The sequence below is a fragment of the Sandarakinorhabdus cyanobacteriorum genome (assembly GCF_002251755.1).
Taxonomy (GTDB): domain Bacteria; phylum Pseudomonadota; class Alphaproteobacteria; order Sphingomonadales; family Sphingomonadaceae; genus Sandarakinorhabdus; species Sandarakinorhabdus cyanobacteriorum.
The window spans coordinates 20,804-43,927 of record NZ_NOXT01000090.1 but is presented as its reverse complement, the minus strand read 5'-3'; the positions used below and the strand labels follow the sequence as shown (position 1 = coordinate 43,927).

At 67.4% G+C, this 23,124-nt stretch carries 27 protein-coding genes; 8 read left to right on the top strand and 19 right to left on the bottom strand.

The annotated features are described in order from the left end of the window. Positions 1-281 precede the first annotated feature (281 nt). Entirely contained in the window at positions 282-1,283 is a 1,002-nt protein-coding gene (locus CHU93_RS05145; RefSeq protein WP_094473066.1) for a protochlorophyllide reductase, read from the bottom strand. Between the two features lie 75 nt (positions 1,284-1,358). Between CHU93_RS05145 and CHU93_RS05140 the strand changes: the two genes are divergently transcribed. From CHU93_RS05140 to CHU93_RS05130, 3 genes are read left to right on the top strand one after another with little or no spacing between them, the layout of a single operon-like run. Then, positions 1,359-2,441 carry an alanine racemase gene (locus CHU93_RS05140; protein ID WP_094473065.1) on the top strand — a complete coding sequence of 361 codons (1,083 nt, stop codon included), beginning with the start codon at positions 1,359-1,361 and terminating at the stop codon, positions 2,439-2,441. Continuing rightward, positions 2,438-3,313: an S-methyl-5'-thioadenosine phosphorylase gene (gene mtnP, locus CHU93_RS05135; protein WP_094473064.1), complete on the top strand. Its 876-nt coding sequence runs from the start codon at positions 2,438-2,440 to the stop codon at positions 3,311-3,313. The genes CHU93_RS05140 and mtnP overlap by 4 nt, the downstream gene beginning before the upstream one ends. Before the next feature lie 28 nt (positions 3,314-3,341). After that, positions 3,342-4,202, top strand: coding sequence for an alpha/beta fold hydrolase (locus tag CHU93_RS05130; protein WP_165768609.1), 861 nt, complete (start codon positions 3,342-3,344; stop codon positions 4,200-4,202). On the opposite strand, the gene lptA is transcribed toward CHU93_RS05130, so the two are convergent. Genes lptA through CHU93_RS05115 form a run of 3 tightly spaced genes read right to left on the bottom strand, consistent with a single transcriptional unit; the run spans position 4,177 to position 5,948 of the window. Further along, entirely contained in the window at positions 4,177-4,668 is a 492-nt protein-coding gene (gene lptA, locus CHU93_RS05125) for a lipopolysaccharide transport periplasmic protein LptA (RefSeq protein ID WP_094473062.1), read from the bottom strand. The two genes, CHU93_RS05130 and lptA, sit on opposite strands and share 26 nt — an antisense overlap. Then, positions 4,665-5,315 carry an LPS export ABC transporter periplasmic protein LptC gene (gene lptC, locus CHU93_RS05120; protein WP_086116760.1) on the bottom strand — a complete coding sequence of 217 codons (651 nt, stop codon included), beginning with the start codon at positions 5,313-5,315 and terminating at the stop codon, positions 4,665-4,667. Before lptC ends, lptA begins: the two co-directional genes overlap by 4 nt. Before the next feature lie 18 nt (positions 5,316-5,333). Then, entirely contained in the window at positions 5,334-5,948 is a 615-nt protein-coding gene (locus tag CHU93_RS05115; RefSeq protein WP_086116759.1) for a ribonuclease D, read from the bottom strand. A 54-nt stretch (positions 5,949-6,002) separates the two neighbouring features. Here CHU93_RS05115 and CHU93_RS05110 point away from each other — a divergent pair, with 54 nt between their 5' ends. Continuing rightward, a complete protein-coding gene (locus tag CHU93_RS05110; RefSeq protein WP_165768608.1) occupies positions 6,003-6,389 on the top strand; it encodes a ribose-phosphate pyrophosphokinase in 387 nt (128 codons plus the stop codon). Here the strand turns inward: CHU93_RS05110 and CHU93_RS05105 are convergent. Together CHU93_RS05105 and CHU93_RS05100 are read right to left on the bottom strand one after the other, a co-directional pair. Beyond that, positions 6,358-7,770 carry a DUF6600 domain-containing protein gene (locus CHU93_RS05105; RefSeq protein WP_094473061.1) on the bottom strand — a complete coding sequence of 471 codons (1,413 nt, stop codon included), beginning with the start codon at positions 7,768-7,770 and terminating at the stop codon, positions 6,358-6,360. The genes CHU93_RS05110 and CHU93_RS05105 overlap by 32 nt on opposite strands. Positions 7,771-7,865: 95 nt before the next feature. Next, positions 7,866-8,180 (bottom strand): hypothetical protein, encoded by a 315-nt coding sequence (locus CHU93_RS05100; RefSeq protein ID WP_094473060.1) that lies wholly within the window; start codon positions 8,178-8,180, stop codon positions 7,866-7,868. Between the two features lie 80 nt (positions 8,181-8,260). On the opposite strand from CHU93_RS05100, the gene CHU93_RS05095 reads away from it, so the two are divergent. Further along, positions 8,261-8,854, top strand: a complete 594-nt coding sequence (locus tag CHU93_RS05095) for a sterol desaturase family protein (RefSeq protein WP_086116755.1) — start codon at positions 8,261-8,263, stop codon at positions 8,852-8,854. A gap of 99 nt (positions 8,855-8,953) precedes the next feature. On the opposite strand, the gene CHU93_RS05090 is transcribed toward CHU93_RS05095, so the two are convergent. From CHU93_RS05090 to crtY, 3 genes are read right to left on the bottom strand one after another with little or no spacing between them, the layout of a single operon-like run. Beyond that, on the bottom strand, positions 8,954-9,886 hold the full coding sequence (locus CHU93_RS05090; RefSeq protein ID WP_094473076.1) for a phytoene/squalene synthase family protein: 933 nt from the start codon (positions 9,884-9,886) through the stop codon (positions 8,954-8,956). Between the two features lie 58 nt (positions 9,887-9,944). Further along, positions 9,945-11,441 carry a phytoene desaturase gene (locus CHU93_RS05085; protein WP_094473059.1) on the bottom strand — a complete coding sequence of 499 codons (1,497 nt, stop codon included), beginning with the start codon at positions 11,439-11,441 and terminating at the stop codon, positions 9,945-9,947. After that, positions 11,438-12,604: a lycopene beta-cyclase CrtY gene (crtY, locus tag CHU93_RS05080; RefSeq protein ID WP_243375249.1), complete on the bottom strand. Its 1,167-nt coding sequence runs from the start codon at positions 12,602-12,604 to the stop codon at positions 11,438-11,440. Before crtY ends, CHU93_RS05085 begins: the two co-directional genes overlap by 4 nt. Before the next feature lie 151 nt (positions 12,605-12,755). Between crtY and CHU93_RS05075 the strand changes: the two genes are divergently transcribed. Further along, positions 12,756-14,141, top strand: a complete 1,386-nt coding sequence (locus tag CHU93_RS05075) for a cytochrome P450 (protein ID WP_094473058.1) — start codon at positions 12,756-12,758, stop codon at positions 14,139-14,141. After that, positions 14,141-15,190 carry an alpha/beta fold hydrolase gene (locus CHU93_RS05070; protein ID WP_094473057.1) on the top strand — a complete coding sequence of 350 codons (1,050 nt, stop codon included), beginning with the start codon at positions 14,141-14,143 and terminating at the stop codon, positions 15,188-15,190. The genes CHU93_RS05075 and CHU93_RS05070 overlap by 1 nt, the downstream gene beginning before the upstream one ends. On the opposite strand, the gene CHU93_RS17895 is transcribed toward CHU93_RS05070, so the two are convergent. Further along, positions 15,111-15,920 carry a hypothetical protein gene (locus tag CHU93_RS17895; RefSeq protein WP_243375246.1) on the bottom strand — a complete coding sequence of 270 codons (810 nt, stop codon included), beginning with the start codon at positions 15,918-15,920 and terminating at the stop codon, positions 15,111-15,113. The two genes, CHU93_RS05070 and CHU93_RS17895, sit on opposite strands and share 80 nt — an antisense overlap. 138 nt (positions 15,921-16,058) lie before the next feature. Here CHU93_RS17895 and CHU93_RS05060 point away from each other — a divergent pair, with 138 nt between their 5' ends. Next, on the top strand, positions 16,059-17,075 hold the full coding sequence (locus CHU93_RS05060) for a sigma-54 interaction domain-containing protein (RefSeq protein WP_423825893.1): 1,017 nt from the start codon (positions 16,059-16,061) through the stop codon (positions 17,073-17,075). 138 nt (positions 17,076-17,213) lie between these two features. On the opposite strand, the gene fliD is transcribed toward CHU93_RS05060, so the two are convergent. The 9 genes from fliD to CHU93_RS05015 are packed head-to-tail and all read right to left on the bottom strand — an operon-like array spanning position 17,214 to position 23,124. Further along, positions 17,214-18,623: a flagellar filament capping protein FliD gene (gene fliD, locus CHU93_RS05055; RefSeq protein ID WP_094473055.1), complete on the bottom strand. Its 1,410-nt coding sequence runs from the start codon at positions 18,621-18,623 to the stop codon at positions 17,214-17,216. 8 nt (positions 18,624-18,631) lie between these two features. Further along, positions 18,632-19,735, bottom strand: coding sequence for an EscU/YscU/HrcU family type III secretion system export apparatus switch protein (locus CHU93_RS05050; protein WP_094473054.1), 1,104 nt, complete (start codon positions 19,733-19,735; stop codon positions 18,632-18,634). After that, positions 19,735-20,457, bottom strand: a complete 723-nt coding sequence (locus tag CHU93_RS05045; protein ID WP_094473053.1) for a flagellar biosynthetic protein FliR — start codon at positions 20,455-20,457, stop codon at positions 19,735-19,737. Before CHU93_RS05045 ends, CHU93_RS05050 begins: the two co-directional genes overlap by 1 nt. Beyond that, positions 20,454-20,735 carry a flagellar biosynthetic protein FliQ gene (locus CHU93_RS05040; protein WP_207759227.1) on the bottom strand — a complete coding sequence of 94 codons (282 nt, stop codon included), beginning with the start codon at positions 20,733-20,735 and terminating at the stop codon, positions 20,454-20,456. Before CHU93_RS05040 ends, CHU93_RS05045 begins: the two co-directional genes overlap by 4 nt. Then, positions 20,735-21,391 (bottom strand): flagellar type III secretion system pore protein FliP, encoded by a 657-nt coding sequence (gene fliP, locus CHU93_RS05035; RefSeq protein WP_094473052.1) that lies wholly within the window; start codon positions 21,389-21,391, stop codon positions 20,735-20,737. Before fliP ends, CHU93_RS05040 begins: the two co-directional genes overlap by 1 nt. Further along, positions 21,388-21,597 carry a flagellar biosynthetic protein FliO gene (locus CHU93_RS05030; RefSeq protein ID WP_094473051.1) on the bottom strand — a complete coding sequence of 70 codons (210 nt, stop codon included), beginning with the start codon at positions 21,595-21,597 and terminating at the stop codon, positions 21,388-21,390. The genes fliP and CHU93_RS05030 overlap by 4 nt, the downstream gene beginning before the upstream one ends. Beyond that, on the bottom strand, positions 21,594-21,893 hold the full coding sequence (locus tag CHU93_RS05025; RefSeq protein WP_165768607.1) for a FliM/FliN family flagellar motor switch protein: 300 nt from the start codon (positions 21,891-21,893) through the stop codon (positions 21,594-21,596). The genes CHU93_RS05030 and CHU93_RS05025 overlap by 4 nt, the downstream gene beginning before the upstream one ends. Further along, positions 21,890-22,621: a hypothetical protein gene (locus CHU93_RS05020; protein ID WP_094473049.1), complete on the bottom strand. Its 732-nt coding sequence runs from the start codon at positions 22,619-22,621 to the stop codon at positions 21,890-21,892. Before CHU93_RS05020 ends, CHU93_RS05025 begins: the two co-directional genes overlap by 4 nt. After that, on the bottom strand, positions 22,618-23,124 hold the full coding sequence (locus CHU93_RS05015) for a flagellar basal body-associated FliL family protein (RefSeq protein WP_094473048.1): 507 nt from the start codon (positions 23,122-23,124) through the stop codon (positions 22,618-22,620). The genes CHU93_RS05020 and CHU93_RS05015 overlap by 4 nt, the downstream gene beginning before the upstream one ends.

Genomic DNA, 23,124 nt, shown 5'->3' with positions numbered 1-23,124 from the left:
AACGCCCTGACAGGAAGGCTCATGAATAAGGCGGGCTAAGTTGCAACCGCAACTTCGCCGCCCGCAGTTGAATCGTCGGATTTTGGAGAACGGCGTGCAGGCGGCCTTGTCGGCAGGGTGGGAGCCGACGTCCCGCGGCAAAGCGGTTGTATTGAAGGTAGATGACAGCGGCTGTCCTTGGATCGCAAATGCGCCCCTTCTCAACTCGCGCGCCTGAAAACAAACGGGTGCAGGGACTGAGTCCCTGCCCGCCGGAGGCCCCTCGACTCCTTGCCTGAAGGTCAGGCCAGCCCCACCGCCTTCATCGTCAAATCCCACAGCCGCTCGTTGCGCGCTTCCAGGGTGGCGCGGGCGGACAGGGGCTGGGCGAAGGGCATGCGGCCTTCTTTCTGGCGGTTGCCCCAGCTCCAGTGGACGCCGGATTGGCTGGCGAAGGCGGGATCGGCGACCACTTGGGCGGTGCGTTCGCCGGCCAGCGGCTGGCTGACGTAGCCTTTGGTGATGTTCTTCTGGAACCACGGGAAAATCCGCTGGAAGGCGGGTGGGGTGTGGCGGAAGAGGGGGGTGTCGGCGACGCAGCCGGGGTAGAGGGTGTTGAAAACGACGCCGGTATCGGCCCAGCGTTTGTGGAACTCGCGGCTCATGATCATGCAGGCGAGCTTGGAGTCCTTGTAGGCCTTGCCGGGTTTGAAGTCCTTGCCGTCGATCATGGCGATGGGGGCCTTGAAGCCGCTGGCGAGGCCGGAGAGGTCCCCCAGGTCGGCCGGGGCGGGGATGGGGATCTTGCCGCCGAATTCCTCGCTGTTGGCGGTGACGGTGCCGAGCGTGATCAGGCGGGAGGGGCTGGCCCCCAGCTTCCCCTTTGGTCGGCCGTTGCTGGCCTTCAGGTCGCCGATCAGCAGGTGGGCGAGGAGGAAGTGACCGAAATAGTTGGTGGCGACGCTGATTTCATAGCCTTCGGGGCTGCGCATCGGCGCTTCGAGGCGCGGCAGATAGACGGCGGCGTTCAGGAGCAGCGCATCCAATGGCAGGCCGAGGGCGTGGAAATCGTCGGCAAATTTGCGCACGCTGGCTTGATCGCCGAGATCGATGTGGAGGATGCGGCGGTTGGCGGCGTTCACGCCGATCTCGTTGGCGGCGGCTTCGGCCTTGGCGAGATCGCGGCAGGCCATGATGACCATCCAGCCGCGATCGGCCAATGATTTGGCGGCCCACAGGCCGACGCCCGACGAGGCGCCGGTGATGATGACGACTGGTTGATCAATGGCGGGTTGATCCGACATGGAGACTCCTTGAGCCCTGAGACCCTGTTCGGGTGGCTCTTTGACTCAAAGCGTGGGTCGCGGCAAGACGACGCAATGCAGGATGTCGTCGCCTTTCTGGCAAATGTGAAGCCGCCGATCACCCCGGCGCTGGTGATCCGCCGCGCGGCGTTCGCGGCGAATCTGGCCCTGATGCAGGGCGAATGTGCGGCGAAGGGCGTGCGGCTGCGGGCCCATGGCAAGATGCACAAATCCAGCCGGATCGCGGCCGAGCAGCTGGCGCGCGGGGCCGTGGGCCTGTGCTGCCAGACGGTGGGGGAGGCTGAGGCCTATGTCGCCGGCGGTGTGCCCGATGTGCTGGTGACGGCGCCGGTGCCGCCCTGGGGCTGGCCGCGGCTGGCGGCGCTGGCGGCGGCTGCGCGTGTGGGCGCGGTGATGGACAGCGCGGCCCAGGCGCAGGCGGCGAGCGCGGCGGCGGTGGCGGCGGGCGTGGTGCTGGATGCCTATGTCGATGTGGACCCGGGCATGGGCCGGGCCGGGGTGGCGCCGGCGGGTGCGCCGGCGCTGGTGCAGGCGATTGTGGCGCTGCCGGGCCTCCGCTGGGCGGGCATCCAGGCCTATTGCGGGCATCATCAGCACATGCTGCCGGCGGAGCGGGCGGCGGCGCATGCGGCGTGGACAAGGCGGCTGCGGGCCCTGCTGGCCGATCTGCGCAGCGCCGGCCTGGCGCCTGGGCAGGTGACGGGCGGCGGCACCGGCACGGCGGCGATGGACCTGGCGGCGGGCGTTTACACGGAATTGCAGGCCGGCAGCTATGCCCTGATGGATGTGGAATATGGCGACCTGGGCGACCTGCCGTTCCAGCCGGCGCTGTTTCTGGCGGCGAGCGTGGTCTCGGCCCGGCATGACAGCCATGTGACCTGCGATGCCGGGCACAAGGCGCTGCACCCCAATGGCCCGCCGCAACGCGTGGTGTGGCCGGTGGGCAGCCAGTATCGCCCGGCCGGGGATGAGCATGGCGCGATCCTGCCGCCGAACGGGGCGGCGGAGGGCGACCTCGTCTGGCTGCAGCCCGGCCATGTTGACCCCACGGTGGCGTTGCACGATGCCTATTTCGTGGCGGACGAGGATGGCCGGCTGGAGCGCTGGCCCATCGATGCGCGGCGGACCACGACATGAGCTGGACCATCGGCATCATCGGCGGATCGGGGCTGTATGCCATCGACGGGCTGGAGGACGCGCGCTGGATCAGCGTGGAGAGTCCGTGGGGCGCCTCATCGGATGCGGTGCTGGCCGGGCGCATCGGGCATGTCGAGCTGCGTTTTCTGCCGCGCCATGGCCGGGGCCACCGCATTCCGCCGCACCAGCTCAACGTGCGCGCCAATATCGATGTGCTGAAGCGGCTGGGCTGCACCGATCTGCTGGCGATTTCGGCGGTGGGGTCCCTCAACGCCGCGATGAAGCCTGGTGATTTCACCGTGGTGGATCAGTTCATCGATCGCACCAAGGGGCGGCCATCGACCTTTTTCGAAACCGGCCTGGTGGGCCATGTGCCGATGGCCGATCCCACCTGCCCGCGGCTTTCGGCCTTTGCGGCCGATGCGGTGGCGGCGTGTGGTGGGCGGGTGCATCGCGCGGGCACCTATCTGGCCATGGAGGGGCCGGCCTTTTCCACCCGGGCCGAGAGCCGGCTGCACCGGTCTCAAGGCTGTGATCTGGTGGGGATGACCGGCATGCCGGAGGCAAAATTGGCGCGGGAGGCGGAGTTGCCCTATGCCTTGCTGGCCATGGTCACCGATTTTGACTGCTGGCACGATGGCGATGATGTGGATGTGGCCAACATCATGGCGGTGATGCAGGGCAATGCCGCCCTGGCCCGGGCCAGTGTGAAGGCGCTGTGCGCGGCGCTGCCGCCGGTTCGCGATGCCAGCCCGATCGACACGGTGCTGGACCAGGCCATCATGACGGCGCCCGATGTGCGCGATCCGGCCATACTGGCGAAGAACGAGGCCATATTGGCGCGCTGGCTGGCAAATCAGCGCACTGGCTGAAACGGCGCGTGCTGCTATCGCAGGCCGCATGGATCGCATCAGCATCACCACCGCCGCCGGCCCGGTTTCCGCCTTGCAGGCGGGCAGCGGCCCCCGGCTGCATTTTGCCCATGCCACCGGCATGAATGCCGCCCTGTATCGCGGGTTGCTGGCGCCGCTGGCCGATGATTTTGCCATTACCGCCAGTGATGCGCGCGGCCATGGCCTGACCGGGCTGGATGCCGATCCGGCCGGCCTGACCGCGTGGGAGGATTTTGCCTATGATCTGCTGCGGCTGATCGATGTGATCGATGGCGGCAGCCGCTGGATTCTGGCCGGGCATTCGATGGGGGCGACCGTTTCGCTGCTGGCCGCCGCGCTGCGGCCGGACCGGGTGGCGGGCTTGGTGCTGCTCGACCCGCCGATGCTGCCGTTTGAGGTGGCGCGGGCGGTGCGGGCCGGCGCCGTGGTGCCCAATCCGATGGCCGATCAGGCGGCGCGGCGGCGGGGTGTTTTTGCCAGCCGGGCCGAGGCGCGCGCCGCCTATCATGGCCGCGGTGTGTTCCGCAGCTGGAGCGATGCCGATCTGGATGCCTATCTGGACGGGGGGATGATCGACAGCGCGGCCGGGGCGGAACTGGCGTGCCGGCCGGCGTTCGAGGCTGCGACCTTCCGCGCGGTGTCGCCCAATGTCGAACTGGCGCTGGCGCAGCTGCAGTGCCCGTTCATCCTGTTGGCCGGCGAGGAGGGATCAACGGTGCGCGATCCCGAGCTGGCGATCTTTGCCGCGCACTCAGCCTGCCTGGAGGCGCGGCGCCTGCCGGGCACCAGCCATTTCCTGCCGCTGGAACAGCCCGAGGCGGTGCGCACCGCGATCCGACGGATCAGTTCTTCTTGTCGGGAACCGTGAAGCGGCCGGTCACGCGGCCACCGGGATTGGCGGCGGTGCGGGCATCGAAGCTGGAGGTGCGGGTGTTCAAATTCCACACCACGCGCTCGCCGCTCAACTGGTTGCCGGCGCGGTCCATCTTGACGCCGCCCAAGAGGGTGATCAGCCGGGCGTTGACATCATAATAACCGGTGCGGGCGCTGGCGCGCATCGTGTCCTGCGCGATGCGCACATTGCCCAGCGCATCCAGCCGCTGCACCTGCGGATTGCCGCTGGCATCCTTGGCATAGGTGACGCGGACGCGATCGGCGTTCAGCGTCAGATTGGCCTGGCGGATGACGACGCTGCCGGAAAAGATCACCTCGCGGTCATCGTCAGACAGGTCCATGCGGGCGGCATCAATGTCCACCGGGGCCCTGGAATCGAAAGCCTGGGCCAGCACCGGCGCTGCCGCCAGCAGCAGATAGGCCATGATCGCGCGCGTCATCGGCTTCCTCTGCCGCGTCGCTGGTCTATCCGCAAGTGGACATTGCCAACCATGGTGATGCGCTTGCCGGCGAGATCGCCACTCAAGCTGTTGGCGCGGAAATCGCCGATCGGCGTGGCGCCGCTCACCGCCGCGTCGGTGCGGATGGTCCGCCGTTTCATGTCAACCTGCACGGTTGCGGCATCGATGCGATAGCCGCCATCCGATCGCAGCTGCACCGGGCCGGAAACCTCCAGCCGGTCTTCCTCGATGAAATAGCGGCCCTTGGGGGCGGTCACGCGCGAGGGGCCCTCCCGGTCATCGATGCTGGCTGAAAGGCGGCTCAGCTCCACCACCGGATCGGCGCTGGAACGTTGCAGGGCGGTGCCGGCGATGATCGAGAAGGCCTCGCCGGCGGCGGTCTTGCCGCGATATTCGGCGCGGGTCACCTTCAGCCGTTCCGGCGCCACGGCCACCTGATCCTTGGCGAGCAGGAAGGAGAATTCCTGGGCGGCCACCAGCGGCCAGACCAGGATGGCCAGCGCCAGCATGCCGGCGAGCGCGGGCAGCAGCCATTTCAACTGCCCCATCAACGCCTCGTGCCGGCTGCCCGGCAAGGCGGCGCGCTGCCGGGGCGACAGGCTGGACGGGGTGGGGCGGGAGGCCATGCGCCGCGGCTGCGCCGGTCACATATGGGCGAAGATATCGGTTTCCGCCCAGCCGGCCAGATCAAGTTCGGCGCGGGTGGGCAGGAAATCGAAACAGGCCTGGGCGATGTGGGTGCGGCCTTCGCGGGCCAGCCGTTCGACCAGGATGTCATAGGCCCGGTGCAGGTGGCGCACATCGCTGGCGGCATATTCCTTCTGCGCTTCCGAAAGCACAGCAGCGCCCCAGTCGCTGGATTGCTGCTGCTTGGAAATTTCAACGCCCAGCGTTTCGCGCAGCAGATCCTTCAGGCCGTGGCGATCGGTGTAGGTGCGCACCAGTTTCGATGCGATCTTGGTGCAGAACACCGGTGTGGCCCACACGCCGAGGAACTGGCGGATCACCGCGACATCGAAGCGGGCAAAATGCATCAGCTTGATGCGCGCCGGATCGGCCAGCACCGCCTTCAGATTGGGCGCGTCATACTGGCCGGCGGCAAAGCGCACCAGATGCTCGTCACCGCGCCCGTCGCTGATCTGCAGCAGGCACAGGCGATCGCGGTGCGGGTTGAGGCCCATGGTCTCGCTGTCCACTGCCACCGGGCCGGGGGCCAGAACATCAGCAGGCAGATCGCCTTCGTGCAGATAAACCGTCATGCCACCCGCGTTAGCAGGGGGCGCATGGCCTGTCATCCTGCGTTGCAAGCGGTTATGCTGGCGGCGATGGTAACCCCGGCCGATCTGCCCGACGTGCGCGCCCTGTTGATCGCGGCGGCGCGTGGCGGGCGCGATCTGTCCTATTCCGAAGTGCTGCTGGCGCTGGGCCATCGTTTCACCCGGCCAAAGATGCGCAGCCTGTGCAAGCTGCTGGACGCCATCGACGCCGAAGGGCGTGCCGCCGGGCAGCCCGAGCTGGCGGTGCTGGTGGTGCGCGAATCGGATCGGCTGCCGGGCCAGGGCTGGTGGGTGGGTCGCAGCGATGCCCCGGCTGATTGGACCGGGCCCGCCGCGCGTGCCTATGTCGATGCCTGTCAGGCCCGGGCCTTTGCCTGGTGGGCCGGTGCCGTCACTGCGGCCGGGTGCGATCGTCTGGCCTGAATTCGCGCGAGGGCGGCGGCGAGGGGGCTGGTGCGCTGGGCGGCGGCGCCATGGCGCGACCGATGCTGGCCCCCACCGAACCGGAATCACCGCCAGGCGGCCTGCGATAGCCCATGTCGGCGGCGGGGTTGCCCATCATCCGTTCCGGCCGGGGCGAGCGAAAGCCGCCATTGCCATCCGGGTTGCGGCCCCTGAAGCCATCGCCCCTGAAGCCATCCCCCCTGAAGCCATTATCGGCCCGGCCATCGCCGCGAAATCCGTCCCGACGTCGGCCATCGCCCGGCGCCGGCGGCGGTGCGCCGTTGAGGCCGCGCCCGATATAATCGCCCACGCTGCCGGGGGCACCGCGGCGCGGATCATTGCCGCGCCAGTCGCGGTTCCGATCCCGATCCCAGTCACGATCCCGGCCGCGATCCCGGTCGCGCCAATCGTTGCGGCCCCGATTGTCCCAATTGCGATTGTTCCAGCCGCGATTGTTCCAGCCCCAACCCGGCCGGTTCCAACCCCAGTTGTTCCAGCCCCACGGCTGTTGCGCTGCCCACGGCCGGCTCCAGTTGCTGTAACCCCAGGGCCGGTTCCAGTTGTTCCAGCCCCAATTGTTCCAGCCATTCCCGAAACCAATCGAAACGCTGGTGCCACCACGGCGGCCCCAATCATTCCAGCTGAAGCCCAAACCCCAGTTCCAGCGGCTGCCCCGCCAATAGCGGGCGCCATTGTGCCACGGCAGGGCGCGGGTGCGATAACCGCCGGCAAACACCTGGGTGCGCGGCACCCAGATCCAGCTGGGCGCATACCAGCTGTTCCAGTCGTTCCAGCGCCAATCATTGTCAAAGCCGGCATCCCAGCGATAGCGGACCTGCGGCGGGATCGGCGCCCAGCCCACCACATCGTCATCCTCGCGCCAGGCGGTCCAGCTGGGGGCCCATTCGGTGCCGGGCACCCACACCCAGCCCACGCTGTCGTCAAAGCCCCAGCGGCCATAATGATCGGTGGCCCAGCCCCAGGGATCGGCGCTCCGCCAGAACCGGTCCGGGCTCCATTCGCCATTCTGGTAGGGGCGCCAGCCATCCGGCGCATCGGGCAGAAAGGCATTACCCCAACGGCTGTTCACCCAACGGCCGTGCGCGGCCAGCGCGTCCTGGAACACGGCCACATCGGCCACATTCTGGAAGCCGAACCGGTCACCCGGCTGGGCGGCCTGGGCGGCGACGGCCGGGTCCATGGTGGCGGCATGTGGCGGCGCAGCGATCACCGGCCCGGCGTCGGCAGGCGGCGCCATGTCGGGCGGTGGCACAACAGCGGGCTGCGCCAGGGCCGGTTGGGCCAGGGCCGCGCCGGCAACGCCAAGCAGCGGAGTCAGGAAACGGGCGGCAATCGGCATGGCAAAACCCCCTCAAGGCGGGATGATGGGCACAGCATGCCAAGTCGCGGCTGTCCTTTCCATGAACGGCCCCGAGTTCCGGGTCGGAGCCCGCTCTAGAAGGCGCAGCCGATGCCAGCGCGCAGGAATTCGGCGACCAGGCCGGGGTCCTTGTCGTCGGTCAGCTTGTCGGCGATCTGGCGGATGGACATGCGCTGCAGCTTTTCCATGCGGATGTTGGTCAGCTCCTGCAGGCGCAGCAGCTGGCCCACCGACAGGCGCTGGCCCAGCCGGTCGCCCATGCACTGGGCCTGACGCGGGGAGACGCCGAGTTCGGTGAGATTTTTCGTGATGCGCTGGGCCGGGGTGGCGCAGGCGCTGAGCAGCAAGGGCAGCGCGATCAGGGGCAGCAGGGCGGTGCGGGCAGTCACGGGATTGGGGCCTCTTTTGATGGGGGGTGCGGCAAGTCCCCTAATGCATATCGCGCGGTGGCTGGCTATAGGATGAACCCATGCTCGATTATCTGGCCTCGCTGTCCACCCGCTATCCCGTGCTCACCGATGTGACCTGGTGGCAGGGCATCATCATCGCGCTCATCGTCGTGGCGATCATGGAGGTGGTGGCCATTGTTTCCCACAAATATGTGATGCACGGCTTCCTGTGGAGCCTGCACAAGAGCCATCACGAGCCGCGCACCGGCGCCTTTGAAAAGAACGACTGGTTCGGCGTGGCCGGGGCCATCCCGTCGATGATCCTGCTGATGATCGGCACCCATTATGGCCTGCACATGATCACCGCCATCGGGGCCGGCATCACCGCCTATGGCGCCATCTATTTCGGCCTGCACGACGTGCTGGTGCACCGCCGGGTCAAGCACAGCTGGAACCCGCAATGGGGTTACATGAAGCGGGTGGTGCAGGCGCACCGGTTGCACCATGTGGTGGAAACCAAGCACGGCACGGTGAGCTTTGGCTTCATCTGGGCGCCGCCGATCCGCAAGCTGAAGGCGCAGCTGGAGGCCGATGGCCGCGGGCGGATTCGTGCAAGTGCGAAGATGAAGGCCGAGATGGGCATGATTGACAACGCTGAGCACTGGGCGCGGTAAAGGTTCATTCGCTGTCATGCTGGCGAAGCCCAGCATCCGTCGGCGATCGCGTTCCAGCAGTGCAATGGATGCTGGCCTTCGCCAGCATGACAGAGGATTTCAATCCGGCATCGTCCACAGGCCATTCCGCGAAGGCCCCGGCATTGGCCAGCGCTGCTTGCGCACCAGCATTTCGCCAAAGGCCGCCGCCACGGCGCGGGCCTTTTCCGCCTTGGTGGTGGACACGCGGGTTTCCAGCCCGGCTTCTTCCAGGGCGCGCACCTTGCGGCCGATGCCGCCATAGATGCGGGCCGCCGCCAGCACGGCCCAGGCGGCGCGGTTGCCGAGCGCGGAGGTGCCGAAGCGGGCCGATTCCTCATAGTCCTCGGCCTTGAACACCAGCCGGGCGACCAGCCGCGCCAGCTGGCGGCGATAGGGCGGGAAGGCGAAACTGTCGCCATCCAGGCCGACGCTGGCCAGCCAGTCATCTGGGATATAGCGGCGGCTGTTCATCGCATCCTCGATCACGTCGCGGGCGATGTTGTTCAATTGAAAGCTCATGCCCAGGTCGCAGGCGCGATCCAGCACCGGGCGATCATCCGGCTTCACGCCCATGACGATCGCCATCATCACACCCACGCAGCCGGCGACATGATAGCAATAGGTCAACGTGTCATCGAAGGTGAGGAACGGCCGCTCCTCCATGTCGATGCGAAAGCCGTGGATGAGATCGCGCGGGTAGCGGGCGGGCATGCCGGTGTCGCGCACCACCATGGCCAGCGCCTCATAGGGGGTGCCGGGCGTGGGGTTGCCGGCCAAGGCGCGTTCGGTTTCCCAATGCACCTCGGCCAGGCGTTCGGCGGGCGGGCGGCGGTCATCGTTGCGCCCTTCGCCCAAGACCTGGCCGTCGATCACATCATCGGTGTGGCGGCACCAGGCATAGAGCAGCATGGCGCGATCACGCGTCGGCGCATCGAACAGCCGGCTGGCCAGTGCGAAGCTTTTGGAGCCGCGCGCGATGGCGTCGCGGGCATTGGCGAGAACGTCAGACACGGGATGCTTCCTGCCCGCCTGCGCCTTGTCGCGCAAGCGGGCTGAATGGCGAAGGCGATCAGGCCGCCTTCTTGGCCAGCAGATCCTCGATCATCAGTTTGCCGGTCGCCTTGGCGCTGCCGACCACGCCGGGGATGCCGGCGCCCGGGTGGGTGCCGGCGCCAACGAAATAGAGGTTGGTCAGCACATCATCGCGGTTGTGGGTGCGGAAATAGGCGGACTGCCACAGCACCGGCTCCAGGCTGAAGGCGCTGCCCTGGTGGGCGAACAGCGTCGTCTGGAAATCCTTCGGCGTCCAGGTGCGCATCGTCACCAGGTCGCGGCGCAGATTGGGGATGCAACGGCGCTCCAGCGAGTCGAGGATGGAATCGGCGTAACGCGGCGCTTCCTTTTCCCAATCAATGTCGAGCTTGCCGAGGTGCGGCACCGGCGACAGCACATAGAAAGCGCTGTGGCCGGGAGGGGCCATGGCCGGATCGGTCGCGGTCGGGTGGTGGAGATAGAGCGAGAAATCCTCGGCCAGCTTGTCGCCGCCCTTGTAGATCTCGTCGAGCAGGCCCTTGTAGCGATGGCCGAACAGGATGGTGTGATGCTTCACATCCGGCCGTTCGCCCTTCAGCCCGAAATAGGTGACGAACAGCGACGGCGAGAAGCTGCGCCGCATCATCTTGCCGGCCATTTCGGCACCGCGCGGATGGGCGCCGAGCAGATCCTTGTAGGTGTTGACGACATCGCCATTGGAGACGACCGCATCGAAGCGGCCCGACCAGCCATCGGCGCAGCGCACGCCAGTGACCCGGCCGCTGTCGGCCATGATGGCTTCGACCTTGCTGCCGATGCGGGTGGTGCCGCCCAGATCCTCGAACAGCTTGACCATCCCGCGCACCAGCGCGTGGGTGCCGCCGCGCGGGAACCACACGCCCCACTTCTTTTCGAGCGCGTGGATGAGGGCATAGACCGAGCTGGTCTTGAACGGATTGCCGCCAACCAGCAGCGTGTGGAAGCTGAAGGCCTGGCGCAGCCGGTCATCCTCGATATGGCGGGCGACCATGGCGTAGACCGAACGGAACGCCTCATAGCGCATCAGCTGCGGCGCTGCCTTCAGCATCGACTTGAAATCGAGAAAGGCTTCGTGGCCGAGCTTCTGATAGCCTTCGCGGAACACATTGTCCGAGAATTCCAGAAACTTCCGGTAGCCGGCGACATCCTTGGGATTGAACGCCTCGATCTGCTTGAACAGCGCCTCCTCGTCGTTCGAATAATCGAACACCGAGCCGTCTTCCCACAGCAGGCGATAGAAGGGCGTGACGTTGATCAGCTCAACATAGTCCGACAGCTTGCGGCCGGACAGTTCGAACAATTCCTCAAGACAGGTGGGATCGGTGATGACGGTGGGGCCGGCATCGAACTTGAAGCCATCATCTTCAAACACATAGGCACGGCCGCCCGGCTTGTCGCGGGCTTCGATCAGGGTGGTCTGGATGCCGGCCGATTGCAGGCGGATGGCCAGCGCCAGACCACCAAAACCGGAACCAATCACTGCAGCAGTCGTCATTTCAATCCCAATCCATATTTGAGCACGGTGCCCACCGCCCTCAAGGGCGGGATGGGCGGACGGCCGGAAAAGATCCGCCGCCAGTCATTCAGTTTCAGATCAGCGGCATAGAGCCGGCCGACCAGATCATCCGGGTGTTCATAGAAACGCTCCAGGATCGTGCGCCGTTCCTCGTCATGTGCGGCCAGGAACAGCATGCGATTGAGCACCCGATACATGCCGCGGCTGTTCCACACACGCATCGCATGGTCGCGGGTGGCGCGGTGGATGGTCGCGGCATCAAAGGCCGGCAGCGCCGCGATCATGTCGGCCATGCGCACCGCATCGGGGAAGCTGTAGCCGGTCACCGGATGGAACAGGCCGGCGGCCAGGCCCACCCGCGCCACACCGGGCACGCCTTCATCGAGGAATTTGGTGATGCTGCCGCCCACCGCCAGCGGCAGGATGCCGGTTTCCTCGCGGATCACTTGTCTGATCGTCCAGCCCTGCTGGGCGGCATAATCGGCGATGTGGCGGCGCAGCAGATCGGGTGCCATGTCGCGGCCATCGCTGTAATAAGTGTCCTCGATCAGCACATGGCGCGGGCCATAGGGCAGTGTGTAGACAAAGCGATAGCCATCGGCTTGGGGAATGGTGGCATCCATGATGATCGGGCCCTTCAGCCCATGATCCTCGGCCAGTTCCACTTCCTGCCCCAGGAATTTCTGCCACCTGAGATCGAGCGCGTCGGTCTTCTTCTGGCCGCGGCCATCGATCACTGCGTTGCAGTGCAGCACCCGCTGATCGGCCAGCGTCACGCTGGTGGGCGACAATGCGACCACCGGCACGTTGGTGATGATGTGGCCGGGCGGCAGCGCGGCGGTGACGGCGGCGGCCAGCCGTTCGCTGTTGCTCGTGCCATAGCCGACATCCAGCGTGCGATGATGGCGCGGGAAGCGCACCGAATAACAATCCCAGCGGTGGGCAAACAGCGGCTGGGTCCAGCGCCGCTGTTCTTCGTTGATGTCCAGCCCGAACGACGACCAGGTGTGATCGCCGCCGATCGATGGGCCGGATTCGACGATGGCCACGCGCAATTCGGGGCGCAGCTGCGCCAGGCGCAGGGCAATCAGGCCGTTGGCGAGACCGCCGCCCGCCAGGATGAGATCGAAATCAGGCGTCACGCATTCGCTGTTAGACGGGCGCGATGCTGCGGGAAAGGGGAATGAATGTCGCCATCCCCACCGCCACGGCATCTCCCGCGACACGGGCGCCATTGCCCCGGCGCCAGCAACTGCGTATCACCACTCCGCACCAAGGGAGAGGCTGCAACCCATGAATGCCCCGATTTCCAAGAGCGAGTTCATTCCCGCCGACCTGCCCGAACCCGGCTTCGAGGAGATCAAGCATATCCCCGGCATGGAGCCGGCGCGCTTCAAGATGCTGCGCACGCTGAAGTTTCTGGCCAATCCGCTGGGCCGCAGCCGCGAGCTGGTCGAACAATATGGCCATATCTTCCGCCGCCAGGATTTCGGCGGCTGGGGCGTGTCGATGATCGGCCCCGAAGCCAACGAAATGGTGCTGTTCAACAAGGACAAGATTTTTTCGAGCGAACTGGGCTGGAACCCGGTGCTGGAACTGCTGTTCCCCCGCGGCCTGATGCTGATGGATTTCGAAGAGCATCGCATCCACCGGAAGACCCTGTCGGTCGCCTTCAAGACCGAGCCGATGCGCCATTATTTTGCCCAGTTGGATGATGGCATCACCCGCGGCCTGAAGAAATGGCCGCGCCAGCAGAGCTTCAAATTCTACCCGGCGATCAAGGCCCTCACCCTCGATCTGGCGGCCACCAGCTTTTTGGGCGTGCCGTGGGGCGGCGAGGCCGACAAGATCAACAAGGCGTTCTGCGACATGGTCGCGGCCTCGGTCGGCGTGGTGCGCAAGCCGCTGCCCTTCACCGCCATGAAGCGCGGCGTCGATGGCCGGGCCTTCATGAGCCAATATTTCGCCCGCGAAATCCCCAAGCGGCGCGGGACTGTGGCCAACGACATCTTCACCCAGGTGTGCAACGCCCGCGACGAGAATGACCAGCTGCTCACTGAGCAGGACATCATCGATCACATGAATTTCCTGATGATGGCGGCGCACGACACCACCACATCATCGATCACCAGCATCGTGTGGTGCCTGGCCAAATATCCGGAATGGCAGGACAAATTGCGCGAGGAGATCGCCGGCATCCGCGCCCGCCACGGCGCGCTGAGTTACGAGACGCTGGGCGAGATGGAGGTGACCGACATGGTGTTCAAGGAGGCGCTGCGGCTGATCCCGCCGGTGCCTTCGATGCCGCGCCGGGCGGTGAAGAGCTTCGTGTTCCAGAACCATGTCGTGCCGGCCGGCGCGCATGTGGGCATCAACCAGATGATCAGCCACCGCCTGCCGGAATATTGGCCGAACCCGGAACATTTCGATCCCACCCGCTTCACGCCGGAAAACAGCCGGGGCCGACACAAATATGCCTGGGTGCCGTTCGGCGGCGGCGCCCACATGTGCCTTGGCCAGCATTTCGCCTATATGCAGGTGAAGATGTTCTTCTTCGCCCTGCTGGAAGGCCATCGCATCGTGGCCGACAAGCCGCTGGGTGACGTGGAAAGCGATTTTCGCATGTTCCCCATTCCCAAGCCCAAGGATGGCCTGCCCGTGCGGATCGAGGCGATCTGATGGCGGGCGGCAAGCGGCGCAACTGGTGGCGGGGATTGGGCTATGGGCTTGCCGTGGTGGCCGGCCTGATCGCCGTCGCCCGGGCCATCTTTGCCACGCCCGACATTCCGGTGGCCACGCTCAAGGCCAAATATGCCAACAGCGCCAGCCAGTTCGTCGAACTGTCGCCCGGCACCACCATCCATGTGCGCGACGAAGGCCCGCGCGACGGGCTGACCATCGTGCTGATCCACGGCAGCAACGCCTCGCTGCACACGTGGGAGCCGTGGGTGAAGCGGCTGACGGCCCGCAACATCCGCGTGGTCAGCCTTGATCTGCCGGCCCATGGCCTGTCGGGCCCCACCCCGCAGGGGCTTTACACCAGCGCGGCCTATGTCGGCATTGTCGAGCAACTGGTCGACCGGCTGGGCCTGCAGGACTTTGTTCTGGGGGGCAATTCGATGGGTGGCGGCGTCGCCTGGCGCTATGCCCTGGCTCATCCGGAACGGCTGCGTGGCCTGATTCTGGTGGATGCCAGCGGCCAGCCACAGCCCAAGGGCTCCTCCCCGCCGCTGGGCTTCCGGCTGGCGCGCGTGCCGGTGGCGCGCGATATCCTGGCCACCGTCACCCCGCGCGGCCTGATCGAGCAAAGCTTCAAACAATCCATTTCCAACCAGGCCATCGCCACCCCGGCGATGGTGGACCGTTATTGGGAACTGCTGCTCTATCCCGGCAACCGCCGCGCCACGGTGCAGCGCTTTGGCCAGTATCAGGGCGATGATGGCGCTGCCGCGAAGCTGCCCGGCCTCAAGGTGCCGACGCTGATCCTGTGGGGCCGGGAAGACAGGCTGATCCCGGTTTCGGTCGCCGCCTGGTTCAACCGGCAGATCCCGAACAGCCGCATCGCCATCCTGGATGGCATCGGCCATATCCCGATGGAAGAGGCGCCGGACCGCAGCCTGGCACCGGTGCTCGACTTCCTGGTGGACATCAGCGAATTGGGCACGGCCGTCTTGCCGCCGCCCAGCGGCACCGGCGACGCTGCTGCGAAGCCGGCCACCGCGGCCTGATCAGCGCAGCTGGAACTGCCCGGCAAAGCGCCTGAGCCAGGCCGTCATCGCCTGAAACGCCGGCTCTGACAGGGTGATGAACGCCCGGCGGGCCGGTGCGCCGCACGAACAGCCCGGCTTCCGACAGGCTGCGCACCCGGCGCAGCGCTGTGGTGGTGGGCACGGCGGCAGCGAGGCACAGGCTGGACACCGGCACATCCACCTGTTCCATCCGCGCCGCGGTCAGATCCAGCAGCATGTCCCACGCCGGGTCGCCGAACAGCTCGGCGGGCAGATGCCGGTCACGGTCACGCCGCAGCCGGATCAGCTTGCGCACCAGCGCGGCGTTGATCGGGGTTTCGCCGCTGTCGGCGGCCAGCGCCAGTTGCGCCAGCCGATCGGCGATGCGCTGCGCCTCCTGCCCCAGCGCCGCGATATTCTGCGCCGTGTCCGACAGTTCGGCGACGCCGGCCGGGGCGCCGGCCAGCAGCCCGCGCGCCAGCATGGCCAGCCTGTCTTCATCATCGCCGGGCAGCAACAGTGCATCGGCCAGATCAAGCCAGTGCGGCAGCGCCGGCACATCGGCCGCCACGCGCAGGATCACCGGCAGCATCAGGCCGCGCACCGCTGATTCGGCCGCCGCCAGATCGCCCGGAATCAGCGCCACATCGGCGTCGCCGGCCACCCGCCGCCAGCCGGGGCCGGCTTCGGGCAGGGCTTCATCAAGCGACAGGATGCGACAATCGTTCATGACCGCTCCGGATTGGGGGGAACCATGGGGTGGGGCCAATTACATATTGGTCAGATTGGAAGCAATCACCAGTATCGGCGGCATGATGATCATGGTTAAAGGTCGCGTGGCGCAGTCTGAGAGGAATAGGCCAGCGTCATGGCGTTTGTTGTACAAGTGTTGACGGGGTGGGCTATGCGCAGGGAGACCAAGCGTTTTTCGCCAAGCCAACGGGAGGATCGGCCAGAGCATCTGGCCGAGTTGGTGGGAAACAGCAAATCAATTTCGCTGATACGGGAAGAAATTCTTAAGATTGCCGATGCCAATGCTTCGGTGCTGATCACCGGACCTTCCGGCAGCGGCAAGGATGTTGTGGCCCAGTTGCTGCACCAGCGCAGCCGCCGCGCGCCCCGCCCCCTGGTGGCGCTGAACTGTGCCGCCGTGCCGGCCGAGCTGCTGGAATCCGAACTTTTTGGCCATGAACAGGGCGCCTTCACCGGCGCCATCCGCGCCCGCGCCGGCCGGTTCGAGGCGGCCAATGGCGGCACCCTGTTCCTTGATGAAGTGGGCGACATGCCGCTGGCCATGCAGGCAAAGCTGTTGCGCGCGCTGGAAACCCGCCAGGTCGAACGGGTGGGCGGCATGCTGCCGATCAGCCTGGATGTGCGGGTGATCGCCGCCACCAGCGTCGATCTGGCCGCGGCGACAGCGGCCGGCCGTTTCCGCACCGATCTTCTCTATCGGCTGGATGTCATCCACATCGCCATGCCGGCGCTGGCCGACCATGCCGAGGATGTGCCGGCGCTGGTGCAGCATTTCCTGCGCCAGCAGGCCAATCCGGTGCGCTTCACCACGGCGGCGCTGGATGCGCTGTCGGCCTGGCCCTGGCCAGGCAATGTGCGCGAGCTGCGCAACTTCGTCGAACGCGCCTGCGTGCACCATGGCGGCGAGGTGATCGGCCGCGACGGGCTGGACCGGCTGTTGCGCAGCCCCGGCGTGGCCGCCGTGCCAACGCTGGCCGATCCGCTGCCGGCCGATCTGGAACGCGCCTATATCCGCGCCGCGCTGGAACAGACCGGCGGCACCATCAGCCACACCGCCCGGTTGCTGCGCCTGCAGCGCACGACGCTGATCGAAAAGATGCGCCGGCTGGAGATTGACGCCCGCGCGGCCTGACTGTCCTACACCGGCGAAACCTGTCATGATGTTGATGCTGGCCACTGTCGATTTGCGCGTGAAATCAACGCTGAACCCCGCAAGATTCGTCAATTGTGTCAAAACAGGCCGGCAACGACAGGCTCCTTGACAGACGAATCAACGGCGGGCGTCGGCCGTCCACAGGTCCATCAGCTGGGTCAGCTGCTGGGCGGCGGCGCGGGATTGGCCAACGGCCGTGTCCATCGCGGCGAACTGGCGGGTCAGCACCTGGCGCATCTGCTCCACCCGTGTGTCGATGCGGGCCAGCTCGGCATTGGCGCCATCGCGCTGCCGGGTGAGGCCGGTGGTGGCGGTGCCCACGTTGGCGGCGATGCTCTGCAGGCGGTTCGGCCGGTCAGCCCGGGCCGGGCCGGCCACCTCGCGCAGCAGCGCTTCGGCATCGCCCAGCCGGGTCGGCGGCAGATTGGCCAGCCGGGCGGCATCCACCGAAATCGTGCCGTCGCGCAGCACGCTGACGCCCAGATCAGACAGGCGCAGGCCATTCGCCTCGGCAATCGGGGTGGTGACCAGCCGCACCAGTTGCTGATCGATGCTGCGGGCGGTGGCATCGGTGGCCAGCGGGCCGGGCGCCTCTCCGCCTTGCGCCGGCTTGCGGAAATCGCCGATCAACTGGCGCATCGCCTGCAGCGTGCCGACAAAATCGGCCAGCGCCCCTGACAGTGCATTGCCATCGCGGGACGCGCTCACCACCGCACTGGCATTCTCGCGCCGCAGGGTGAGGCGGGCACCGGGCACCAGATCATCGATGCGGTTGGCCGGGCGGGTGACGGCAACGCCATCGATCACCAACTCGGCATCGCGCGCCGCCTCCCCCAGCGCCATGGTCGCGGCGCCGGGCGTGTGGTTGAACCGCTCCAGTCCGGGCGGGCCGCCACTGGGCGCGGCGCTGATGATGAAGGCGTTTTCAGCCCCTTCAGCGCCGCGCAGCACCAGCGTGGCGCTGCCGGCCGATGCGACGATGCTGGCCGTCACCCCGGCGGCGCTGTCGTTGATGGCACGCGCCAGGCCCGCCAGGCTGTTGTTCTGGGCGGTGATGGTGACATTCACCGATGGCCGCGCCCCGGCGGCAAAGCTGAAGCCGCCATTGCCATCGGGCGTGCGCCGCCCGGCAATGAAGGTGAGTGTGCCCAGCCCCACGGGATCATTGGCGCTGGTGAAGGCGGCGCTGTTCAGCCGCTGCCCGGCGGCCAAGCGGGTGATATTGAGCCCGTTCACCAACGGCGATGGCGGCCCGCTGCCCAGCCGCTCCACCGCCACGGCGCTATCGCTGCTGGCCAGCTGCAGACCCAGCTCGCCGATGCGCACCCTGGTGTCGAGCGAGGTGGCAATGCCGGTCAGCGCCGATTGCAGCTGACCCAGCGCCGAGATGCGCGCCGTCAGCGCCTCCACCCGCCGCGTCACCGGCCGGGTGCGGTTGGTCCGCTCGGCGCTCACCAGGCTGTCGACAATCGCCCGGCTGTCGAGCCCGGAGCCGGCGCCAAAGCTGATGAGGGGGTTGCTGGCCATGCGTCACCCTATAACGGCGCCGGGCTGCCCGGCTTGCGCGGTTGCCCGGCCTCGTCAAAATCCAGCGCGGCCGGCACGAACACATCGGGCACCGCTTCGGCTTCTGGATCATAAAAGCGCATGACGAAGGCGAGGATGGTGGCCACAGCCTGAAACAGTTCGGGCTGCACCTGCGCGCCGCGCCGGGCCGACCAGAACAGGGCGCGGGCCAGCCGCGGCGTGCGGATCACCGGCACACCCAGATCCCGCGCCGCCGCGATGAGCGCCACGGCCATGTCGAGCCGGCCCTTTTCCACCACCACCGGCGCCGAATCCGTTTCCGGCCGGTATCGCAGGGCGACGGCAAAATGGGTGGGGTTGACCACCACGACCGAGGCTTGCGCCAGCCCCTTCTTCATGCGGCCCTGTGCCGCCTGCATCTGGGCCCGGCGCAGTGCCGCCTTCAGTTCTGGGGCACCGTCATTCTCGCGGGATTCGCGCTTCACCTCCTCGCGGGTCATCATCAGCTGCTGCTCCCGCCGCCACCAGGTGAAGCCGAAATCAAGCGCTGCCACCGCCAGCATCAACAGCGCCGCCGCCCCGGCCAGCCGCAACAGCGCCGCGCCGATGCCGGCCAGCCCCTGATCCTCCAGCCCGGCGAGGCCCGGCAGCAGCGGCAGCAGCACCGCCCAGGCCAGCGCCGCCATGCCGCCGATCTTGAGCAGGGCGGATCCGGCCCCGGCCAACCCCTGCCAGCCGAACAGCCGCTTGAGGCCATTCAGCGGGGACAGGCGGCTGAATTTTGGCGCGGCCAGCCTTGTGCTGACATGGCGGGTGACCGCCAGCTGCAGGCCAAAGGCGGTGACGGTGACGGCAGCGAGCAGCAGCAGCGGCCACAGCAGCGGTGCGCGGCGCACCAGCGCCACCGCATCGGGTGTGCCGGCCCTTGCCAGCGCATCGGCCAGAAAGCCGGCCAGCCCCTGCCACAGCGCCGGCCCGGCCAGCGCCAGAAAGCCCGCCGCCAGCGCCAGGCTGCCGGCCGAGGCCAGTTCCCTGGGAGCCAGCACATTGCCATCCTCCAGCGCCTTTTCGCGGCGCCGGGGTGTGGGCTTTTCGGTCTTGTCCCCCGCCATCAGCCGAGCAGCCCTAGGCCGGTGGCCAGCGCTCCGGCCAGACGGGCGGCGATATGGCCAAACACCAGCGGCAACAGCGTGACAAAGGCCAGCAGCAGCGCCGCCGGGCCAACCGCCATGGCCGACATCTGCGGCGCGGCCCGGCTGGCGATGGCCACCACCGCTTGCGCGAGCAGTAGCACCGCCATCAGCGGCAGCGCCAGTTTGAGGCCCCACAGGAACATCAGGCTGCCCAGCGCCGCGATACCGGCCAGCCCCATGCCGCCGGGCGGATAGAGGCTGGCACCGCTGGCCAGCAGGGCGAACAGATCAAGGTGGAGATCGCCCACCAGCAGCATCACCCAGGCCAGGGTGGTGAACAGCGCCGGCACCGCGCAGCCATTGCCGCCCATCGGGCCCAGCGTGGCAAAGCCCAGGCCGATCATCTGGGCCAGCAGCTCGCCGGCCAGCGCGGCGGCGGCAAAGGCCAGCGCCAACCCGAGGCCAGCGACCAAGCCGGCCATTAGTTCGGCCGGAACATCGATTGGGCCGAGCACGGGCGCGCCGGGGCGGAAGGCCGCAAAGGCCGCCAGCGCCGCCACCAGCGCCAGCCGCGCCCGCCACGGCAGGCTGGCCCCGGCCAGCGGCGGCAGCAGCGCCACACAGGCCAGTGGCCGGACGGCGGCCAACATGAACCGGGTCATCAGCGCCAGCCCATCGAAATCGGGGATGGCCAGGTTCACCGGATCGCCCCGACCATATCGGTGAGGCCCATTTCCAGAAATTCGTCCAGATTCATCAGCATGGCCTCGCCCGAAATGGCCAGCACCAGCACCAGCGCCGCCAGCTTGGGCAGGAAGGAAATGCTGCTTTCCTGCACCGAAAAGATGGTCTGGACGAGGCCGACGAGGATGGCGACCACCAGCAGCGGCGCCAGGAACAGCGTGGCGGTGCCGGCAAACAGCAGCACGGCCTCGCGCGCCAGATCGGCCAGCATCACATCATCGGGCGCCGGGGCCATCAGGCGGACCCAAAACTCTTGGCCAGCGCGCCGAGCACCAGCGTCCAGCCATCAACCACCACGAACAGCGCGATCTTCAGCGGCAGGGACACGGTGGCCGGCGAGACCATCATCATGCCCATTGCCATCAGCACGGAGGCGACGATCAGATCGATGATCAGAAAGGGCAGATAGATGACGAGGCCGATTTCCAGCGCCGTCTTCAGCTCACTGGCGACGAATGCCGGCATCACCACCACCAGTGGCACATCGGCCGGCCGCGCATAGGGGCCGCCGCCAGCAATCTCGGCAAAACGGGTGAGATCGCGCGACCGGGTCTGGCCGAGCATGAAGGTCTTGAGTTCCGCGCCGGTGCGGGCAAGCGCCTGTTCGGCCGGCAGTTTGCCCGCCAGCATCGGAGTCCAGGCGCCGTCGTGGATGCGGTCAAACTGCGGCTTCATGACGAACAGGGTGAGCAGCAGCGCGGTTCCGACCAGCAGCTGGTTGGGCGGGCTTTGCCCCAGGCCCAGCGCCTGCCGCAGGATTGCCAGCACGATGGCGATGCGGGTGAAGGCCGTCATCATCAACAGCGCCGCCGGCAGCAGCGTCAGCGCTGTCATCAGCAGCAGGATCTGCAGCGTGGTGGACAGCGGCGGCAAGTTGATGATTTCGTTCATTCGGCCGGGCTTTCCGCCAGCGTGGCAAGGCCAGCGCGCGATTGGCCGACGAGCAGGCGCCGGCCGGCAAATTCCACCACCAGCAGCCGTGCGCCGGGGCCGAGCGGCAGCGCCTGCACCACCTGGGCATGACGCGCCGGCAGCCGCAGCGCCAGCGCCGATGACCGGTCGCGCAGCGCGGTGACCAGGCTGGCCAGCGCGGTCATTGCGCGCTGCCCGGCAGCACTTCGGTCAGCCGCACGCCAAATTTGTCGCCCACCGCCACAATCTCGCCGCGGGCGACGAGGCGTTCGGAAATCAGCACGTCCACCGGTTGATCGACCCGCCGGTCGAGCACATGCACCTGCCCCGGTGCCATCGCCAGAACATCGGCCAATTTCAGGCGGATGCCGCCGACTTCGACGGCGAGGCGCACGCTGATGGCACCAAACATGCCTAGGCCCGCGACATCGCCGGGCGGCATGGTGGGCTGGCCCTGCAGCGGGCCCTGTTCGATGGTCATGCGCATTCTCCCTGGGGTTTGATGTCGATGGCGATCAGGCTGGCCTGCTGGCGGCCGTCGGGCAGCGGCACCAGGCTGGCCAGCGCCACCTGATGATCGCCCAGCATCACCGGCATTTCGGGGCAGCTGTGGATGGGGATGACGAGGCCGGGCTGCAGCGGCAGCAGGCGCGACAGCGGCAGCATTTCGCTGGCCAAACGCACCGGCAGGCGCAGTGGCAGCGCCAAGGCTGCAGTGCCCAGGGGCCGGCTGGGTTCGGCCGGGCGCGGTGCTTCGGGGGCCGGCAGGCGCACAACGCCCACCACGCTGCTGCTGGCCCCAAGCGTCACGATCACATCGATGACCAGCGCCGGCCTCAGGCTTTCCGCGGGCCACATCTTGAGCACAAGTGGCTGCAATTGTTCGCCCAATTGCCGGGCATGGCGGGCGGTGGTGACGCCGGTGATGCAAGCGATCGGCCGGGCGGGGTCGCCACCGAGCCGCACCGTGGCCAGCAAGGCGCCCAGTTCCAGCGCCACATCAGGCGCGCCCGGCGGCAGGCCGCGGCCGGGGTGGACGGCGACGGGCAGGCCGAACAGGCCGGCCAGCGCCTCCTCCAGCGCCAGGATCAGCGGCATGAACGGCGTGTCGTCGCCATCATCGGGCGGGGCGGCGGCGCTGCGCGGTTGCCAGACATCGACGAAATCGGCGGCCGGCGGCGCTTCGGTGCGGATGCGCAGCTCGCTCATTGCACCACCAGGGAGGTGAAGAACACCTCTTCCACTGTGCCGGGTTCGCCCTTTGATTTCAGTGTCTTGTTGACGACATCCTTGAGCCGCGCCGCCAGTTGTTCCTTGGCCTTGGCGGTTTCGATATCGGCATCGCGGGCTTCGCCCAGGGCGCCAAGGACGGCGGAGACGATGGCCGGCTTGTGCTTGCCGATGGCGGCCACGGCCTCAGCCCCCCCGAAGGTGGAGACCGAGAGCTTGACCTGCAGATAGCGACCGGAATCCGCGAGGTTGCTCGTGAAGGCATTTTCAATCTCGACATATTCCAATGGCCCGGCCGGCGGCGGCGGCGCTTCGGCGTGGGCGGCCTTGCCATGATCGCCGGCGGGGGCGGCGAACTTCATCACGGCGATGCCGGCCCCGGCGCCGCCGGCCCCGGCCCCCGCAACAAAGGCGAGCAGGGGCAACAGCTTGCCCATGATGTTTTTCTTTGGCTTTTCAGGCTTTTCGGCTTTGTCGGCCAT

Excerpts from the sequence above, each read along its gene's own strand:
- CHU93_RS05145 (WP_094473066.1), bottom strand. The coding sequence starts at position 1,283 with ATGTCGGATCAACCCGCCATTGATCAACCAGTCGTCATCATCACCGGC.
- CHU93_RS05140 (WP_094473065.1), top strand. The coding sequence starts at position 1,359 with ATGCAGGATGTCGTCGCCTTTCTGGCAAATGTGAAGCCGCCGATCACC.
- mtnP (WP_094473064.1), top strand. The coding sequence starts at position 2,438 with ATGAGCTGGACCATCGGCATCATCGGCGGATCGGGGCTGTATGCCATC.
- CHU93_RS05130 (WP_165768609.1), top strand. The coding sequence starts at position 3,342 with ATGGATCGCATCAGCATCACCACCGCCGCCGGCCCGGTTTCCGCCTTG.
- lptA (WP_094473062.1), bottom strand. The coding sequence starts at position 4,668 with ATGACGCGCGCGATCATGGCCTATCTGCTGCTGGCGGCAGCGCCGGTG.
- lptC (WP_086116760.1), bottom strand. The coding sequence starts at position 5,315 with ATGGCCTCCCGCCCCACCCCGTCCAGCCTGTCGCCCCGGCAGCGCGCC.
- CHU93_RS05115 (WP_086116759.1), bottom strand. The coding sequence starts at position 5,948 with ATGACGGTTTATCTGCACGAAGGCGATCTGCCTGCTGATGTTCTGGCC.
- CHU93_RS05110 (WP_165768608.1), top strand. The coding sequence starts at position 6,003 with ATGCTGGCGGCGATGGTAACCCCGGCCGATCTGCCCGACGTGCGCGCC.
- CHU93_RS05105 (WP_094473061.1), bottom strand. The coding sequence starts at position 7,770 with ATGCCGATTGCCGCCCGTTTCCTGACTCCGCTGCTTGGCGTTGCCGGC.
- CHU93_RS05095 (WP_086116755.1), top strand. The coding sequence starts at position 8,261 with ATGCTCGATTATCTGGCCTCGCTGTCCACCCGCTATCCCGTGCTCACC.
- CHU93_RS05085 (WP_094473059.1), bottom strand. The coding sequence starts at position 11,441 with ATGACGACTGCTGCAGTGATTGGTTCCGGTTTTGGTGGTCTGGCGCTG.
- CHU93_RS05075 (WP_094473058.1), top strand. The coding sequence starts at position 12,756 with ATGAATGCCCCGATTTCCAAGAGCGAGTTCATTCCCGCCGACCTGCCC.
- CHU93_RS05070 (WP_094473057.1), top strand. The coding sequence starts at position 14,141 with ATGGCGGGCGGCAAGCGGCGCAACTGGTGGCGGGGATTGGGCTATGGG.
- CHU93_RS17895 (WP_243375246.1), bottom strand. The coding sequence starts at position 15,920 with ATGAACGATTGTCGCATCCTGTCGCTTGATGAAGCCCTGCCCGAAGCC.
- CHU93_RS05060 (WP_423825893.1), top strand. The coding sequence starts at position 16,059 with ATGGCGTTTGTTGTACAAGTGTTGACGGGGTGGGCTATGCGCAGGGAG.
- fliD (WP_094473055.1), bottom strand. The coding sequence starts at position 18,623 with ATGGCCAGCAACCCCCTCATCAGCTTTGGCGCCGGCTCCGGGCTCGAC.
- CHU93_RS05050 (WP_094473054.1), bottom strand. The coding sequence starts at position 19,735 with ATGGCGGGGGACAAGACCGAAAAGCCCACACCCCGGCGCCGCGAAAAG.
- CHU93_RS05040 (WP_207759227.1), bottom strand. The coding sequence starts at position 20,735 with ATGGCCCCGGCGCCCGATGATGTGATGCTGGCCGATCTGGCGCGCGAG.
- fliP (WP_094473052.1), bottom strand. The coding sequence starts at position 21,391 with ATGAACGAAATCATCAACTTGCCGCCGCTGTCCACCACGCTGCAGATC.
- CHU93_RS05030 (WP_094473051.1), bottom strand. The coding sequence starts at position 21,597 with ATGACCGCGCTGGCCAGCCTGGTCACCGCGCTGCGCGACCGGTCATCG.
- CHU93_RS05025 (WP_165768607.1), bottom strand. The coding sequence starts at position 21,893 with ATGACCATCGAACAGGGCCCGCTGCAGGGCCAGCCCACCATGCCGCCC.
- CHU93_RS05020 (WP_094473049.1), bottom strand. The coding sequence starts at position 22,621 with ATGAGCGAGCTGCGCATCCGCACCGAAGCGCCGCCGGCCGCCGATTTC.
- CHU93_RS05015 (WP_094473048.1), bottom strand. The coding sequence starts at position 23,124 with ATGGCCGACAAAGCCGAAAAGCCTGAAAAGCCAAAGAAAAACATCATG.